We start from the raw sequence: 16,539 nt of genomic DNA, 5'->3' as shown, positions 1-16,539 counted from the left end.
CATGCCTACGGTTTATTTAGTCACCCGCTCCCATCCTGCGCGCACCGCGTCCTTGAACTTTTCCCAGCTCGATTGCGCGTGCTTGCTTTCCCAACCGCTGCGCAGCTCAGGCTCCACGTGCTCCCACGGCTTGTCCTTGTAGCCGGGATTGCCGGCCATCGATTCGCCGTAGCGGTAGGCCGGGTCGTATTCCTGATACGTGCCGCCGCCGTAGGAGAAGGTTTCCTTCCAATGCGTGCGGAAGTACAGCACGTCTTCGCTCTCGCCGCGCAGGATGTCCAGGCTGTCCTGATTCGGCGCGGCCGAGTCGCGCGGGTAGATGCGCATGCCGCTGCGCTGCACCGTGCTCTGCTCCGAGATCGGCGCGTTCACGCCGGTCATCGACGGCGATACCGTCTCGCCGCGCTGCATCGAGCCCGGCGTCAGCAGGCCTTGTTCGGAACGCGCGAAGTCCACCGCCTCCTCGCGCTGGCGGATGCCGTGCTGCTCCGGCGCGCTTTGCTGCGCACCCAGGCTGGTCTGCGGCGTGCCGGCGCCGCTGCGCAGCACTTCGCCGCCGGTCCAGCCGCTGGCGCGCCACATGGTCTCGTGCTCGTCGATGTCGATCGGGTTGAAGTCCTCGACGATGTCGGCCGCGCGGTCCGCCGCGTCCAGGCTGCTGGTCTGCACGGTCAGCACCACGTGGCCGCGGTTCAGCGCTTCCGCATAGATGTGGCGGTCCGCATGCTCGCGCCCCAGCAACTGGCTGAACATCTGCTTGATGCTGTGGAGGATGGATTCGTTGTCGTTGATGCGCGGCGTGCCGGCCACGCTGCCGGAATCGCTCACGGTGATGCTCTCGGCGGCATAGCCGCTGTGGACCAGTTCGTCCTTGGCCCGGTTGGCCTCGGCGCGGGTTTCAAATACTGCTGCCAATGTGTGTGTCATGATGGGCTCCTGGATTGAGACGGGAGAGGATTCCATTCCCAGTCTACGTTCTATGCCGTGAGGGTAGCGCCCGTTTGCCAACAGGAAAGCCGCCGTTCATGCCGCCATCAGCTGTTGTTGCAAGGCCTGGTTGAACGCGGGGATGTCGTCCGGCTTGCGGCTGGTGATCAACTTGCCGTCGACCACGACTTCCTCGTCGCTCCACTCGGCGCCGGCGTTGCGCAGGTCGGTGGCCAGGCTGGGCCAGCTGGTGACGTGCTTGCCCTTGACCAGGTCGGCGTCGATCAGCGTCCACGGGCCGTGGCAGATGGCGGCGATGGGCTTGTCCTCGCGGCCGAAGTCCTTGATGAAAGTGATCGCCTCCTTGTGCAGCCGCAGCTGGTCGGGATTGGCGACGCCGCCCGGCAGCACCAGCGCGTCGTAGTCGGCAGGGCTGGCGTCGCCGACGTTGAGCTCCACCTGGTAGCGCGAGCCCGGCTGCATGTGGTTGAAGGCCTGTACATGCTCGCCCTTGGCCTTGGTGGAGACCAGCGTCACATGCGCGCCCTGCTGCTCCAGAAAGCGCCGCGGTTCCGCATATTCGGCCTGCTCCACGCCGTCCGTCATCAGGATTGCGATGTACATGTCGGTCAATGGGGAATTGTCCTGGTTAGCCATGATGCCCTCCTCTCGGTCTGTGAGCGGGCAAGCATGGCACATCAGCGCGGTAAAGCATGTGCGCGCACGAACATAGGCGGCATGTCCGTGCGCGCAGCCGGCGCGGGTCAGGCTTTGTTTTCGATAGCCTGTGTCAACTCCCCGGCCTTCATCGCGCTCATCAGGCCCATCAGCGTGCCGAAGGCGTTGCTGTCGCCGCCGCCCATCTGCACTTGCGGCACCAGCGGCACCTTGGCCGTTTCAAACGCTTCGGCCAGGCGCAGCATCACGGTCTGCATCAGTTGCTTGTCCGCGCCTTCGCCCTGCATCGCTTCGGACTTGGCCTGGATGGCCGCCGCCTCCGCCTCGCCCACCGAGCGGATGGCCGAGGCGCGGCCGGCGCCTTCCATCTCCTGGCGGAACTTGTCGGCCTGCGCCAGCGCCTCGATTTCCTGGCGGCGCTTCTCGGCGGCCTTGACGCTGGCCGAACCCTGGTTCTCCTTGATCGAGATGTCCACCAGCGAGCCGGTCAGCTCCTTCTGCTTGGCGGCGCGTTGTTCGGCCTCGTTCAGCTCGCGCTGCTTGTCGGCCGCGATCTGTTTCTGCGCGAAGGTTTCCACCTGTTCGCGGGCGATCTGGCGGTCGCGCAGCTGGGCCATGATGTCCTCGATCTTGTTGTCGCCGGCCTGCGGTTTCGGCGTGCCGATCAGCACCTCCTGGAATTCCAGCGAGTAGGCCTGGAAGCGCTGCTTCATGTCGGTCGAGGCGTTGTTCTGCAGCTCGCTGCGCGACTGGATCAGGTCGATGAAGGTCTTGGTCTGCGAGACGTTTTTAAAGTACGACGACACCATCGGATCAAGCGTCTGCTCGACCAGCTGCGCCACGTTGCCGAAGCGCTGCACCACCATCGGCGCCTTGCGGTAGTCGATGTGCACCACCACCGACAGCGGCAGCTGCGGTTCGAACGCGTCCTTGGTGATCAGGGTGATCTCGCGCAGGTTCTTGTCGAAGTTGGAGCCGCTCTCGCCGGACTTCCACATCAGCACGAAGTTGGTGGTCGGCACCAGCTCGATCTTGCCGGCGTAGGTGTTGAAGGCGTATTTGCCCGGCATCAGCGCGTCGCGCCACACGCCGCGGCAGCCGGTCTCCACCAGCTCGCCGTGCGAGTACTCGCTGCCCGACAGGTCGGTGCCCACGCGGCCCGTGTACGACACCACCACGCCGACAAAGCCGACCGGGATGATGGTCTTCTTGATGAACTCCACCGTCGCGAACAGGCGGTTGATGAAGTAGGTGCCCTCCACCAGCACGCGCTCCTGGCGGCCGCGACGGCCACCGGCGGCGAGGAATTTCTCCGGCTCCTGGAAGGCGTTGTGCGTGTCGCCGACATCGGGCGCCAGCAGCTCGTCCTTCAGCAGGCCTGGGCCGTCCTGCACCGTCACCACGGCCAGCTGGTCGGAGTCATGCGAACCGGTCACTTCCTTGATCACCACAGGCTTGAAGCCGCCGCGCTCGTCGAGCACGCCGCGCATCTGCTGGTAGTAGGCTTTTTCCAGCGCGTCGAGCGACATCGAATAGGTCGTCTCTTCCGTCATCACGACGAACAGCGCGGGGTTGATGATGTGCGTACCTTCGCGCAGCACCATACGCTGCGGGCCTTTCTGGCCGCCGTCGCGCAGGAAGTCGCGGACGTTGCGGAAGTCGACGATGCGCGAGTTGTCGGCCAGCGTCTGGCCGGCCGGCAGGTCGAGGCCGTCGCGGGCGAACACGTAGGCGATGGTGCCCTGCGTGACCGAGACCATCGGATGGATGTGCACGCGATACTGGAACGGTGCGAAGAAGTGGAAGCCGCCGCGGCGCAGGTCAGGCTGCAGGCCGGCCTCGCCGTTCAGCGCGAGCAGGCCGTTCTGCACCGAACCGGACGAGCTCCATAGCTTTTCGATGACCCCAACGCGGTCGTTGGGGATGTACTTGATGGTGCCGGAAAACTTGATCAGGGCGGCGATGATTAAAATCAGGACGACAACGGTCACTTCACTGCCAAGCAGGGTAAACATACGAACCTTTCGGTTGTGGAAAAAGTTGTGGATGCAGGTGTAGCGTGTGCAGGCTGACGCAGCTAGCGTGGCGGGCTGGCAAAGGTCAGGCTGGCGTGTGGGGGAGTTGCTGCGCTTGCCGCGAGGGCACTAACGAGTGGGGTGAACACGATTTTTTGTTAGACATTTCAGTGAGTTCGTGCAGCTCATTCTGGCACAAATACCTTGAAGGTAAAGGCCGCCTGCCGCGATTAGAGTCAGCGCTCTAATCGCTGCAAGGTAGCTTAAGGGAACCCTGAATAACCGAGATTTCGTCATTCCGCGCAAGCGGGAATCCATGCGGCACCTCCAATCATGCGGCTTATGGATTCCCTCTTGCGCGGGAAGTCATTTCCCCTGGGAGGGGAAATGACGGTTTTTCGAGGTGCCCTTAACCGACGGGGGTATAGCTGAAGCCGACGCCGACGATCTTGGCGACGGCGGCCTGGTTTTCCGCGCTCTCGCTAAAGCCCATCAACACGTCGGCGCGCGACACGCCGTCGTGCAGGCGGTCCAGCCAGAAGCTGCCGCCGCCGGCATCCGGCGCGCGGTGCAGCACGTTGTTGTACAGGTTGGTGACGAACTGCTGGTCGGTCGGTGCCGTGCCGTAGAGGTTCTGGAATTCCGCGCTGTCGATGAAGTTCTGCGCCACCATCTTCAGGCTGATGCCATGGTCCAGCGCATTGATCCAGAAACCGGCGCCGCCGCTGTCCGGCGCGCGGTTGAAGGCGGCCTGGTACAGGCGGTACGCCTGGCCGCCGGCGCCGTCCAGATCCAGCGCCACCGCGTGATCGGAGAACATCAGGCGCTCGACGTTGGTCAGCACGTCGGCATCCTTGTCGGCCCAGTAGTCCTTGACGCTGACGCTGCCGTCGGTGTTGCGGACGATGCTCAGCTCGTACTGCTTTTGCGTGTAGTACGCGGTGTCGAGGCCGGCGCCGCCGTTCAGGCTGGCGCCTGTGCCCTTGCCCACCAGGTAGTCGTTGCCGTCGGTGCCCGCCGCGACCGGCTTGGTGGTGGTGAAGGTGTAGCTGGTGGAGCCCACGTAGTGGTTGCCGGCCAGGTCGAGGATGCTGCCGTCCGGCAGGTTCAGCGTGTAGGTCTGGCCCGGCACCAGGTTCTGGTGCGGATTGATCACCAGCGTATGGCCGGACACCGACGCCAGGGCTTCGCCGTTGCTGCTCGTCACGGCGACACCGGCGGCGTCGGTCAGCGTGATGCCCGTGCCCAGCATGATGGTCTCGTTGAAGTTCAGTGCGAAGTGCGGCGTCAGCGGCACATCGACCGCGCCCGCCGCCACCGTGGCCGACAGCAGCTTCGGCGCCGTCACGTCGCCGCTGGTCAGGGTTTCCTCAACCGTGTAGGTGCCGGTGTGGCCGGTGGCGCCGTGGATGTCGACGTAGTAGTCGCCGGTGGCGGTGGCGATGTAGGACATGCGGGGTTCATAGCCGCTTGCGACGCTGCTGCTGGCATAGGCATACGAGTAGCCGTAGTTGCCCACCAGCGTCATGCCGGCATAGTTGCTGCTGGTATCCAGGGTGCCGCCGCCGCTGGACTTGCCGTGCAGGTCGAACACATAGGTCCGGCCCGCATCGAGGTGGACCTTGATCCAGTCATGGTCATCCGCCACGCCGATGGTGCCGGTGACCGGCGCGCCAGGGCTCAGCGTGCCCAGCGTGGCGCTGGTGGCGGGGAAATCGTCGCGCCCCATGTCGGTCGCACTCAGCTTGTAGCCACCCGCCTGGCCGCTGCTCGGCGAGGTCGCCACGGTCAGGTAAAAATCACCCGATTGCTGCGGCTCGAACAGCTTGTAGACTTTGCCGTCGCCCGTGTACTGGTAGCGCAGCGACATGTAGGAACCGGAACCGTCCCGCATTTCGAGCGACGCGTAATTGCTCCAGTTGCTGCCGCCTTCGGTCGATGCCAGTTCCAGCGCATAGGTCTCGCCGGCGATCAGATGCACCTTGAAGACGTCGCTGTCGCTCGGCAGCTCCAGCTTGCCGGTCACGGCCTTGCCGGGCTCCAGCGCGCCGGCATGGGCCGCGTCGTTGCCGTAGTCGTCCTTCTCGCCGTATTGCGCCGCCACCACGTAGGTGCCGGACGACTGCGGCGCCCCTACTTCAAGGTAGTAGGTGCCCTTGACCGCCGGCGTGAACGGCAGCGTCGAGGCGGTGTTGTTGTAGCTGGGGTCCGCCTTCACCAGCAGCTTGCCCGAGGCGTCGAGCAGGTTGAACGTCGTGTTGTAACTGTTGAGCGTACCGACGCCTTCCTTCTGCCCCTTGAGCGTGAACCAGTAGATCGAACCGGCATCGAGCGAGACCGCAAACCAGTCGCGGTCGCCGCCGCCGGCTTCCAGCTCGCCACTTGCCGGAACGTCCACCAGCAGCGTGCCGGCGGTGGCGGCGGTGGCGCCGAAATCGTCCACCGTCTTGCTCGCGGAGACGGTGTAGGAAGCGCCGGTGTAGCCCGACGCCTGCAGGTAAAAACTGCCGTCCTTGGTCGGCGTGTAGCTGAAGGTGCTGTCGCTGTAGTTCGGCGACGCGACGACGGAGCCGTCGCTATTTTGCAGCTGCAGGGTCTGCGTGTAAGCGGGGATGGTTCCGTTGGCGGCGATGCTGAAGGTATAGGTCACGCCGGCGGCCAGATCGGTCTTGAACATGTCGACATCGTTGGGCGCCTGTATCTTGCCGCTCAGCGAAGTCCCCACCGCCAGCCCGGCAGCGCCGGCGTGGATGTTGCTATAGTCGTCGGACTCGGAAATGCCCAGCTTGATCGTGTAAGGCAGGGCGGTGGTCAAGGTGGTGTAGGAACTGTCCGCGCGCGCCGTGTAGGTGCCGGTCTTGGTCGCCTGGAAGCGCAGCACCGTCTCGTTGTTGACCATCTGGCTGCTATAGCCGGCGTACTGGCCGTCGCTGTCAGTCAGGTAGAGGCTGAGACCGCGGCTCTCGCCGCTCTGCGTATTCAAGGTTACCGTGTAGGTCTGGCCCGCCACCGTGCTGATGGTGAAGGGGTCGCTGTCGCCGCTGAATTCCAGCGACCCGCTCAGCTTGGCGCCCTCGTTCAGTTTGCCCGGCGCGGCGGCCGTAAAATCGTCGGTCAGCAGACGCATGGTCTGCGTGTAGCTGCCGACGTAGGAGTTGCCGCCTACGGCCAGGTAATAGTCGCCGCCGGTCTCCACCCTGAACGGATAGCTGCCGACCGAACCGTAATAGTATCCGCTGCTGTCATAGATGGCGGTGTTGGCCGGCACCGACCCCGTTCCGGCGCTGAAGGCGATGATCTGGCCGGCGTCGGCGTGGAACTTGAACCAGTCGACGTCATTCGGCCGCTCGAGCACGCCGGTAGCGGTTTTGGCGACGAAGACGCCGGTGGTGCTGGCGTCGGAGGCAAAGTCATCCGCCGCAGGCAGCGCCACCTTGACGGTGTAGCTGCCGGTGCCGCTGTACCCGGCGCCGGCCGCCAGGTAGTAGTCGCCGGTCGTGGTCGGCGTAAAACTCAAGGCCGGCCCGAAACTGCCGTTGCCATAAGCGTAGCCCATCCACTGCCCGGCGGGGCCCATCAGCGTGAGCGTCGTGTACGACAGGTTGGCCAGCGTGCCCCCGCCTTGCGCCGAACCGTTCAGCGTCAGCACGTAGCTGGTGCCGGCCGTGAGCGACATGCGGAACCAGTCGTTGTCCGACGTGGTCTCAAAGATGCCGGTCGTGCCCTTGCCGACAACCAGGCTGCCGGTGGTGTTGATGTCGCTGCTGAAGTCGTCGCTCATGGATGGGAATTGAGGATAAATTAATAGTTCCAACATCATATCAACATTACACTTCGGAAAAACTATTCAATTGTCACCCCTCGGCCGCGCCGCACCGCGCACAGCGTCTATAATTGGTTTTCCCTGCCAAACTGGAAACAGCCCATGCCGAAGCCCGTGCCGTCCCTGCTAGCGCTGACCTTGGCGGCCCTGTCGCTGACAACGGCGCATGCCGCGCCGGGCGAGCTGGTGATGCTGGCGCCGCTGGACCAGACCATGCCCATCGTCCGCTTCAGCAACGGTGCGCTCGATGGCGGTATCCTCAAGGACCTGGGCGACGCGCTGGCGCAGCGGCTGGGCCTGCGCGCGGTCTACCTCAGCGTCGACGTGGCCGGCGTCACGCCCGCCCTCACCAGCGGCCGCGCCGACGCCATGTGCTACGTGATGCCGGTCTGGATCGACGGCGACTACGACTGGAGCGCGCCGCTGCTGCCCGACACCGAACTGGTGGTGGCGAGTGCCGACGCGCCCCACCTGCGCTCGCTCAACGACCTGCGCGACCGGCCGATCGGCACCGTGGCCGGCTACCGCTATCCGCGCCTCGAAAAGGTGCTGGGCAAGCGCTTCTTCCGCATCGACTCGGCCAGCATGGACGTCAACGTGCAGCAGATGGTGGCCGGCAAAGTGCAATACACGCTGGCCGGCGAGAACACGCTGTTCTACCTGCAACGCATCCATCCCAAGCTGAAACTGCGGCCGGAACTGGTGTTCGCCGCCTTCAAGGCGCAGTGCGCGTTCTCGCGCAAATCGCAAGTCCCCTTCGCCAAGGCCAACCGGGTCATCGACGCCATGCTCAAGGAAGGCGTCATCGACCAGATCCTGGCGCGCTACCGCTAGAGGCCGGCATGGACGCCGACGCACTGATCGCCGCGCTGCAAGCCCACAACCAGGACCGCGACCCGCAGCTGCTGCGCATGAAGTACCGCAAGATGGCGCAGAACGCCTTCCTGTTCCTGCGCGGCGCCGACCACCTGTTCTACGACGCCCTGCCCGACCAGCCGCTGTTCCGCGGCGCGCCGCTGGCGTGGGCCTGCGGCGATCTGCACGTGGAAAACTTCGGCAGCTACAAGGGCGACAACCGCCAGGTCTATTTTGATATAAACGATTTCGACGAAGGCGCGCTGGCGCCGGCCAGCTGGGACCTGGTGCGCCTGCTGGCCAGCATCCAGTGCGGCGCCGACGCGCTGCGGGTGTCGGCGCCGGAGGCCGCGCAGCTCGGCGCCCGCTGCCTGGACGCCTACCGCGCCGCGCTCGCCGGCGGCAAGCCGCGCTGGGTGGAGCGCGAAACCAGCGTGGGCCTCATCCAGGACCTGCTGTGCGATCTGAAAAACCGCAAGCGCGCCGACTTCCTCGACAAGCGCACCACGCGCAAAGGCCAGCGCCGCAGCCTCAATCTGGACGGCGAGAAGGCCTTGCCGCTGCTGCCCGGCCAGCGCGAACTGCTGGCCGAATTCCTGCCGCGCTTTGCGCAACAACAGGACAACCCCGGCTTCTACACCATGCTGGACGCGGCGCGCCGCATCGCCGGTACCGGCAGCCTGGGATTGATGCGCTTTGTGGTGCTGGTCGAAGGCAAAGGTTCGCCGGACGGGAACTACCTGCTCGACATCAAGGAGTGCAAGCCGTCGGCGCTGGCGCCGCGCCTGGCCGCGTGGAAGATCAAACAGCCGGCATGGCCGGACCAGGCCAGCCGCGTGGTGGCGGTGCAGCAGCGCATGCAGGCGGTCGATCACGCCTTCCTGCACGCGATAACGCTGGACGGCAAATCCTGCCTGCTGCGCGGCCTGCAACCGTCGGAAGACCGCGTGGCGCTCGATGCATGGGGCAAGCTCAGTCGACTGGAAGAAGTGATCGCCACCATGGGCTGCAACCTGGCCTGGGACCAGCTGCGCGGCGCGGGCCGCAGCGGCGCCGCCGGCGCCGATGCGCTGATCGCCCACGGCCACGACGACAGCTGGCGCCAGCCCATGCTGGATGCCGCCGCCGCAATGGCCGCGCTGACGCAAGCGCAATGGGAAGCGTGCAAGGCATGGCTTGCAAATGCCTGACTAGTGCCTGACCAGCACACCCTGCGCCAGCCAATGCTGCAGATAGCCTGCCAGCGCCAGCATCGCCTCCTCGCCCGCCGCCGCGCATACCTCGCCGAAGGTTGCACCTTCCGCGATGCGGTACAAGGCTTGCGCCTCCACCGCCGCCAGCGAACGGAAATGCGGCTGCTCTCCCTGGCGCCACACCAGCCAGTGCGTGGCGTCGGTGGATTGCACCACTTCCGGCGGCTCGGCTTCGGCGGCCAGCGCCTGCCACAGGGCGACCGCGTTCCAGTGCATCTCCAGCAGATGCACCGACGGATGCAGGCCGAATTGCAGATCGCCCCATTGCTCCGGCGGTAAGGCCGCCATGTCGGCGGCGGCCAGCGGCCTGACGTCCGGCGCGTCGAAGGCCAGGCCCAGCGCCCATTCCAGTCCCGCCAGTTCGGCGATGAAGGGATAGTCCGGCAACGCCGACGCCGCATGCGCGGCCAGGCCGGCGCCGAACCAGCGCAGGTTGGCATGCTGCGACGGATGCGCGGCGAGATAGCTGTTGGCCAGTTCGGCGAACATGTCGTCGCCGACGAAGCTCCAGGTCTTGTCGTAGGCTTCGCACAGCGCCTGCCGCAGGCGGCTGCGATAGGCGCGGTGGTAGATCGCCAGCCGCGAGCCCGCGTTCAGGCCGTACTGCTCGCGCACGGCGGCGTGGATGGCGCCGGGCGCTTCGTCGGCCAGGATGTAGCGCTGGAAGTCCAGCTGCAGGCGTTCGAGCGGATTCATGCCGCCTCCGCGAAGGCGCGCGCGCGCCGCAGTTCCGCCGACAGCTCGGACAGCGGCGGAATATTATCGTCGCGCTCTATCATCGTCGCCACCTTGCCGAAGCGGCGCACGGCCTGCGCATACAGCGCCCACACGGGATCGGCCACCGCCTGGTCGTGGGTATCGATGATGCAGCCTTCCTGCACGCTGTGGCCGGCCAGGTGGATCTGCTGCACGCGCCGCGCGGGCAGCGCGTCCAGGTAGGTAATCGGGTTGAAACCGTGGTTGACGCAGCTGACGTAGACGTTGTTCACGTCCAGCAGTATCAGGCTGTCGGACTCCTCGGCCACGGCGGCGACGAAGTCCCATTCCTGGAAAGTGTCCGACTCGAAGGACAGGTAGCTCGACACATTCTCCAGCAACAGCGGGCGTTCCAGGTAATCCTGCACGCGCCGCACATTGCGCACCACGGTGGCCACCGCCTCCTCGGTGTACGGCAGCGGGAACAGGTCGTGCATATTGGTGCCGTGCGTGCCGGTCCAGCACAGATGGTCCGACACCCACAGCGGCTCCACGCGCCGCATCAGCGCCTTCAGCTCGCGCAGGTATTCGTCGGACGGCCCTTGCGGCGTGCCGATCGACATCGACACGCCATGCATCACCACCGGATAGTCGCGGCGTATGCGGTCCAGCATCGCCAGCGGTTTGCCGCCGGGGACCATGTAGTTCTCGGACAGGATCTCGAACCAGTCGATGCCCGATACGGCGGGCGGCATGGCGATGATGTCGTTGTAATGCGCGGGGCGCAGGCCAAGGCCGAAACCTGGCGACGGTAGTGTGGATGTCATGGTGTGGGAAGCGCCGGCGGTGCCGGCGCAGTAGCGATGATTACTGCGGTGATTACTTGTCCAGGTCGACGATCTTGCCCTTCTTGGCGAAGCAGGCGCCGGCCTTGGTGGCCAGGAAGCCGTGGCCCTTGCAGGAGTTCTGGCCCTTGCAGGCGTTTTCCGCGGTGGCGCAATCGCTGGTGCCCTTGCAGCTGTTGATGCCGGCGCAGTGCACGGTGTCGTCGGCGCTGATGGTGGTGGTGGCGGCGATGGCCGATGCCGACATGGCCAGGGTTGCGACGGTTGCTGCCATTGCTGCGATGCGGGTGATGTTGTTCATGTGAGACTCCAAAAAAGGTAAGTTAGGTTGGTGCTGCATGACTCTGTCGCGGCCACTGCCCGCTTACTTACACACTTTTGAAAAATATTTTGTATTTTGACTTGAATCAAAGTTTTTACTGCGCTGCATCAATAGACTTCTCTACGTTACTTAACGACGACAAAGAGGGTTGAAATGAGCAAGTCCTTAGCAGCAGCAGTATTGGCCACCGTGAGCCTGATGGCAGGCAGCAGCGCAATGGCGGAAGAAACCCCGTGGTTGGTGCGCGCGCGCGCCGTGCATCTGGATACGGCCAACAAGTCCGATCCGGTCGGCGGCGTCGGCGCATCCGACCGCCTGACCGTCAGCAACAAGACCATTCCGGAATTCGATGTCTCCTACTTCTTCACGCCCAACCTGGCGGCCGAACTGGTGCTGACCTATCCGCAAAAGCACGACGTGGCACTGGACGGCAACAACATCGGCACCTTCAAGCACCTGCCACCGACGCTGCTGATGCAATATCACTTCGTGCTCAATTCGCCGTTCAAGCCTTACGTCGGCGCGGGCGTGAACTACACCACCATGTCCAAGGTCGACCTCCTGGGCGGCAAGGGCGGCCTGGAACACGACAGCTTCGGCCTGGCGCTGCAAGCGGGCGCGGACTATGCCATCGATAAGAAATGGTCGCTCAACTTCGACGTGAAGAAAGTGCAGATCCGCAGCGACGTCTTCATCAGCGGCGCCAAGGTCAGCCGTGTGAAGGTCGATCCGCTGATGGTTGGCGTCGGCGTCGGCTACCGCTTCTGATTCACAGCGCCGAGTAGCGCTTCGCCAGCCCGCGCTGGCGGAACGCCTCGGTGACGAAATCGACAAAGGCCCGCGTCTTCGCGGGCATCAGTTTCTGGCTGGTGAAGTACAGCGAGATCGGGCCGGCATCCTCATACCAGTCCGGCAGCAGGCGTTTCAGCGCGCCGCTTTGCAGATGCTCCACCACATCGGCCACCACCAGCGTGGCCACACCCATACCCAGCACGGCCGCGCCGCAGATCGCATCGGGATCGTTGATGAATACGTGCGGGCGCAGTTGCGCCGTCATTTCCTCGCCCAGGCGATTGCGCATCTTGCGCGCCTTGACCTTGCCGGTCTCCGGCGAACGCATCGCGATCGCATCGAGTGCCGCCAGGTCGGCCGGCGTGGCGGGCCGCTTGCGTCCCTTCAGGTAGGACGGCGCGGCCACCACGATCATATGCGCCGGCACCAGCTCGCGCGCCACCACGCCCGGCGTCAGCTCGAAGCCGCCGCCTATCGCCGCGTCATAGCCGCCGGCGATCAGGTCCACCGGGCGGTTGTCGAAGCTCAGGTCCAGTGTCACGCCCGGATAGCGCGCCATGAAGGCCGGCATCAGCGGCAGCACCTGCTGGCGGCCGAAGCGCGGCGCCACGCTCAGTTTCAGCACACCGGCCGGCTCGCCCGCCTTGGCGGTCACCTCGGCGATGGCGCCCTGGATGCTGTCCAGCCCCGCGCCCACCGAATGCAGGAAGCGTTCGCCCGCCTCGGTCAGCGTCAGGCCGCGCGTACTGCGCTGGAACAGGCGCACGCCCAGGTTGCGCTCCAGCTGCGCCACATTGCGGCTGACCGCCGCCGGCGTCAGCGCCAGGCGGCGCGCGGCGGCGGAAAAATTGGCCGATTCAGCACTGCGCACGAACGACTCGAGATTGGACAGGGTTTCCATTTTTTGGCTTTCAACGTTTGCTTGAAGGTGATAGTAGTCAGCCGATACTACCGCTATCGATGGTGAGTGGCCATACTTGATTCATACCCACCACATCGAAAGCGAGCTACATCATGAACATCTCCATCATCGGCGCAGGCGCCATCGGCACCGCCATCGCCCGTTTGCTGTCGCGCGCCGGCATCGCCGCCTCCATCGCCAACAGCCGCGGCCCGGAGTCGCTAGCCGCGCTGGCGGCGGAACTGGGCCCACACATCAGGGCCGTCAGCGTAGAGGAAGCGGCCAAGGCCGATGTGGTCTTCATCGCCGTGCCGTGGGCCCGCTTGGCCGACGCGGTGCGCGGCCTGCCAGCCTGGAACGGCCGCATCGTCATCGACGCCAACAACGCCATCGAAGCGCCGTCGTTCAAGGCGGTCGACCTGGGCGGCCGCGCTTCCAGCACCGTGGTTGCGGGGCTGCTGCCGGGGGCGCGCGTGGTCAAGGCTTTCAATCACCTGGTTGCCGCGCTGCTGGCGACCGACCCGCAAGCAGAGGGCGGACGCCGCGTGCTGTTCTATTCCGGCGACGATGCCGACGCCAGGAACACCGTCGGCCAGCTGATCGAAAAGCTGGGCTACGCCGGCATCGATCTGGGCACGCTGGACGGCGGCGGCAGGCTGGCGCAATTCCCCGGCGGCCCGCTGCCGGTGCTAAACCTGGTGCGCCACGCCTGATCAGCGGTCGACGTGGGGCCGGGGCCGCTATAATGGGCACGCCCCCACCATTAACGGAACCCCGGCCCATGCGCAAGATCCTGATAGTCCTGACCGCCCTGACGCTGACCGCATGCGTCGACGACACGGCTTCGTACTACGCGGACGGCAGCACCGGCAACCACGCCCTGACGCTGCATCGCGCGCAAAAACACTTCTGGAGTAGCGAAAGCACCATCGAGCTGATCATGCAGCGGCTGCCGGAGTGCCTGCGTCGTATTGAATTGACCGAGATGCCGGCCGATGACGTGGAGATCGAACTGCTGTCCGGCGGCGACAACGTCTGGACGCTGCGGGCCGGCAAGGAGATGTGGCAGGTCGAAACCCAGACCTGCACCCAGTACCCCGACGTCAAAGGCGACGGCGGCGAATTGATCGGCGTGTTCCGGGTCGAGGGCAAGAAGCTGGTGTTCGAAGCCGCCGTGCTCGAACCGGTCGGCACCGACGCTACCGCCCCCGCCAAATAATCAACACGTCGTTCCCGCGCAGGCGGGAACCCATAGAACGCATCCTAAGCAAACTCAGCATGGATTCCCGCTTTCGCGGGAATGACTCAGCGGCTCAAGGCCAGACGGCCCGGACGACCGCCAGCGGCGGCCTGATCGCCATTCAGCGTAAACCGGCTGACCAGCTCGGCCAATTTGCCGGCCTGCTCCTGCATGCTGCCCGCGGCGGCGGCGGCCTGCTCCACCAGCGCAGCGTTCTGCTGCGTCACCGAATCCATTTCCGTGATCGCCATGTTGACGTGGCCGATGCCCGTGCTCTGCTCGCCGGACGCCTCGGTAATCGCCGACATGATCTGCGTCACCCGCGACACGCTGGCCACCACCTGGTCCATCGTGGTGCCGGCCTCCGCCACCAGCACGCTGCCGGCGTTGATGCTTTCCACCGAGGCGTTGATCAGCTCCTTGATCTCCTTGGCCGCGCCGGCCGAGCGCTGCGCCAGGTTGCGCACCTCGGACGCCACCACCGCGAAGCCGCGCCCCTGCTCGCCCGCGCGGGCCGCCTCCACCGCCGCGTTCAGCGCCAGGATGTTGGTCTGGAAGGCGATGCCGTCGATCACGCTGATGATGTCGACAATGCGCGTGGCCGAGGCGTTGATGGTGTCCATGGTCTGCACCACCTTCGACACCACCTGCCCGCCTTTCTCCGCCACCGACGACGCCGACAGCACCAGCTGGTTGGCCTGCACCGCGTTGTCGGCGTTCTGGTTCACGGTCGAGGTCAGCTCCTCCATCGACGCGGCCGTCTCCTCCAGCGAGCTGGCCTGCGATTCGGTGCGCGCCGACAAATCCATATTGCCCGAGGCGATCTCGCCCGAGGCGGTGGCGATGGTGTCGGCGCTGCGGCGGATCTCGCCGATGGTGTCGGCCAGCCGCGCCTGCATCGACTTCATGCCGTACAAAATGCTGGCGCGGTCCGACTCGTGCGTCCTGATGCTGGCGCTGAGGTCGCCGCCGGCGATCTGCCGGGCGATCTCGCTGACGTATTCGGGATCGCCGCCGATGGTGTGGCGCAAGCTCTTGTTGACCATGCTGACGATGGCCCACAGCACCACGCACACCAGCGCCAGCACGCCGGCCGATTTGTACAGCGACTGGTAGAAGGCGGTGTCGATGTCGTCGATATAGGCGCCGGTGACCAGGTTCCAGTCCCACTGCGCGAAGTGCACCACGCGGCTCATCTTGGGCACCGGCTCCTTGGTGTTGGGCCGCGTCCAGGAGTAGCGCACGAAGCCGGCGCCTTCCGGCCGGGCGCCGGCGGCCTGGATGTCGCGGTACAGATAGGTGCCGTTGGGATCCTTGAAATCGACCATGTCCTTGCCGTCGTTTTCAGACTTGAAGGGATTCATCAGCGAGCGCGTACCCTGGGTGATGGTGATGTAGCCGTCCTTGCCGAAGCGCAGGCTCTTGATCACGGCCATCGCCTGCTTCTGCGCGTCTTCCTTGCTCAGGGCGCCGGAGCTGGCCCTGTCGCCGTACAGCTTGAGGATGCTGAGGCCGGCGTCGTCCAGATTCATCAGGTCGATCTGGCGTTCTTCGATGCGCACCGCGCGCATCTGCATGGTCTGGTACAGGAAGATGGCGGCAATGCACAGCAGGCTGCAAATCAACGGTACCCAGAGCTTCTGGTGGAAGGACAATTTGTTCATGGCACGAGGTCTCCGTCTTGTCTTGTGGAAAGCAGAATACTCGAATTGTCTCGGACAAATGTCGCTTATTTGCAAAACTCAAAAAAAACACAGCGGGCGCGGCGATCTGCATCGCGGCGCCCGCTGGCACTGGGATCCCCTCCGGCTTATTGCGCGGCGCCCGCTTTGGCGGTGGTGGCGGCCAGCTTCACCTCCACCGTGGCGGTCTTGCCGCGTGGCGCCACATAGGCGACGTCGGTGGTGACTTCGTTCTGCTCCAGCAGGCCGGCCCGGATGGCGGCGATGGTCTCAGCCTTGACTTGGGCGCGGGTGACCGTGCTCGGCGTCGGCTTGGCGTTGGCGATGTCGGCGGTGACTTCGTTCTGTTCCACAGGGCCCTGGGCGAAAGCTGCACCAGCAGCAAGCAGGAGGGAGACCGATGCGATGATGGATTTGGCGTTCATTTTGATGCTCCTTGTCAGATTAAGTGTGGCGCCCGGTTCCCGGGAGCCAACCGGCTTTGTGTCGTCGATGGAGTCATCTTAGGAT

General features: G+C 65.0%; 15 protein-coding genes. 5 read left to right on the top strand and 10 right to left on the bottom strand.

All coding sequences use genetic code 11. The features are described 5' to 3' along the window. Positions 1–12: 12 nt before the first annotated feature. The 4 genes from ACEN9O_RS10350 to ACEN9O_RS10335 all read right to left on the bottom strand — a co-directional run bounded on the left by ACEN9O_RS10350 (position 13) and on the right by ACEN9O_RS10335 (position 7,401). Entirely contained in the window at positions 13–927 is a 915-nt protein-coding gene (locus tag ACEN9O_RS10350) for a hypothetical protein (protein WP_495617470.1), read from the bottom strand. Positions 928–1,023: 96 nt separating this feature from the next. Further along, positions 1,024–1,584, bottom strand: a complete 561-nt coding sequence (locus tag ACEN9O_RS10345) for a type 1 glutamine amidotransferase domain-containing protein (protein ID WP_495617469.1) — start codon at positions 1,582–1,584, stop codon at positions 1,024–1,026. Between the two features lie 107 nt (positions 1,585–1,691). After that, positions 1,692–3,620: an SPFH domain-containing protein gene (locus ACEN9O_RS10340; protein ID WP_495617468.1), complete on the bottom strand. Its 1,929-nt coding sequence runs from the start codon at positions 3,618–3,620 to the stop codon at positions 1,692–1,694. A gap of 409 nt (positions 3,621–4,029) precedes the next feature. Beyond that, the gene (locus tag ACEN9O_RS10335) at positions 4,030–7,401 is read right to left on the bottom strand and encodes a DUF4214 domain-containing protein (protein ID WP_495617467.1); all 3,372 of its coding nucleotides are present in this window, start codon (positions 7,399–7,401) and stop codon (positions 4,030–4,032) included. A 144-nt stretch (positions 7,402–7,545) separates the two neighbouring features. Here ACEN9O_RS10335 and ACEN9O_RS10330 point away from each other — a divergent pair, with 144 nt between their 5' ends. Together ACEN9O_RS10330 and ACEN9O_RS10325 are read left to right on the top strand one after the other, a co-directional pair. Then, positions 7,546–8,277, top strand: coding sequence for a substrate-binding periplasmic protein (locus tag ACEN9O_RS10330; RefSeq protein ID WP_495617466.1), 732 nt, complete (start codon positions 7,546–7,548; stop codon positions 8,275–8,277). Positions 8,278–8,285: 8 nt separating this feature from the next. Continuing rightward, positions 8,286–9,488 (top strand): DUF2252 domain-containing protein, encoded by a 1,203-nt coding sequence (locus tag ACEN9O_RS10325; protein WP_495617465.1) that lies wholly within the window; start codon positions 8,286–8,288, stop codon positions 9,486–9,488. Here ACEN9O_RS10325 and ACEN9O_RS10320 read toward each other — a convergent pair whose 3' ends face one another. Genes ACEN9O_RS10320 through bufA2 form a run of 3 tightly spaced genes read right to left on the bottom strand, consistent with a single transcriptional unit; the run spans position 9,489 to position 11,393 of the window. Next, complete coding sequence (locus ACEN9O_RS10320; RefSeq protein ID WP_495617464.1) at positions 9,489–10,247, bottom strand: HvfC/BufC family peptide modification chaperone; 759 nt, start codon at positions 10,245–10,247, stop codon at positions 9,489–9,491. Then, entirely contained in the window at positions 10,244–11,074 is an 831-nt protein-coding gene (gene bufB / locus ACEN9O_RS10315; protein WP_495617463.1) for an MNIO family bufferin maturase, read from the bottom strand. Before bufB ends, ACEN9O_RS10320 begins: the two co-directional genes overlap by 4 nt. Positions 11,075–11,126: 52 nt before the next feature. After that, positions 11,127–11,393, bottom strand: coding sequence for a BufA2 family periplasmic bufferin-type metallophore (bufA2, locus tag ACEN9O_RS10310; RefSeq protein WP_495617462.1), 267 nt, complete (start codon positions 11,391–11,393; stop codon positions 11,127–11,129). 174 nt (positions 11,394–11,567) lie between these two features. Between bufA2 and ACEN9O_RS10305 the strand changes: the two genes are divergently transcribed. Beyond that, on the top strand, positions 11,568–12,182 hold the full coding sequence (locus tag ACEN9O_RS10305; protein WP_495617461.1) for an OmpW/AlkL family protein: 615 nt from the start codon (positions 11,568–11,570) through the stop codon (positions 12,180–12,182). 1 nt (position 12,183) lies between these two features. Here the strand turns inward: ACEN9O_RS10305 and ACEN9O_RS10300 are convergent, their stop codons facing one another. Beyond that, a complete protein-coding gene (locus ACEN9O_RS10300; RefSeq protein WP_495617460.1) occupies positions 12,184–13,107 on the bottom strand; it encodes a LysR family transcriptional regulator in 924 nt (307 codons plus the stop codon). A gap of 113 nt (positions 13,108–13,220) precedes the next feature. Here ACEN9O_RS10300 and ACEN9O_RS10295 point away from each other — a divergent pair, with 113 nt between their 5' ends. Both ACEN9O_RS10295 and ACEN9O_RS10290 read left to right on the top strand, forming a co-directional pair. Beyond that, the gene (locus ACEN9O_RS10295; RefSeq protein ID WP_495617459.1) at positions 13,221–13,820 is read left to right on the top strand and encodes an NADPH-dependent F420 reductase; all 600 of its coding nucleotides are present in this window, start codon (positions 13,221–13,223) and stop codon (positions 13,818–13,820) included. Positions 13,821–13,888: 68 nt separating this feature from the next. Next, positions 13,889–14,326: a hypothetical protein gene (locus ACEN9O_RS10290; RefSeq protein WP_495617458.1), complete on the top strand. Its 438-nt coding sequence runs from the start codon at positions 13,889–13,891 to the stop codon at positions 14,324–14,326. Positions 14,327–14,412: 86 nt separating this feature from the next. Here the strand turns inward: ACEN9O_RS10290 and ACEN9O_RS10285 are convergent, their stop codons facing one another. Beyond that, positions 14,413–16,011 carry a methyl-accepting chemotaxis protein gene (locus tag ACEN9O_RS10285; RefSeq protein WP_495617457.1) on the bottom strand — a complete coding sequence of 533 codons (1,599 nt, stop codon included), beginning with the start codon at positions 16,009–16,011 and terminating at the stop codon, positions 14,413–14,415. Between the two features lie 146 nt (positions 16,012–16,157). Further along, positions 16,158–16,454: a DUF4148 domain-containing protein gene (locus ACEN9O_RS10280; protein WP_495617456.1), complete on the bottom strand. Its 297-nt coding sequence runs from the start codon at positions 16,452–16,454 to the stop codon at positions 16,158–16,160. Positions 16,455–16,539: the final 85 nt, after the last annotated feature.

It is taken from the genome of Duganella sp. Dugasp78 (assembly GCF_059491455.1).
Note: the sequence above shows the minus strand (reverse complement) of the source record. Positions and strands in the feature narration are given on the sequence as shown.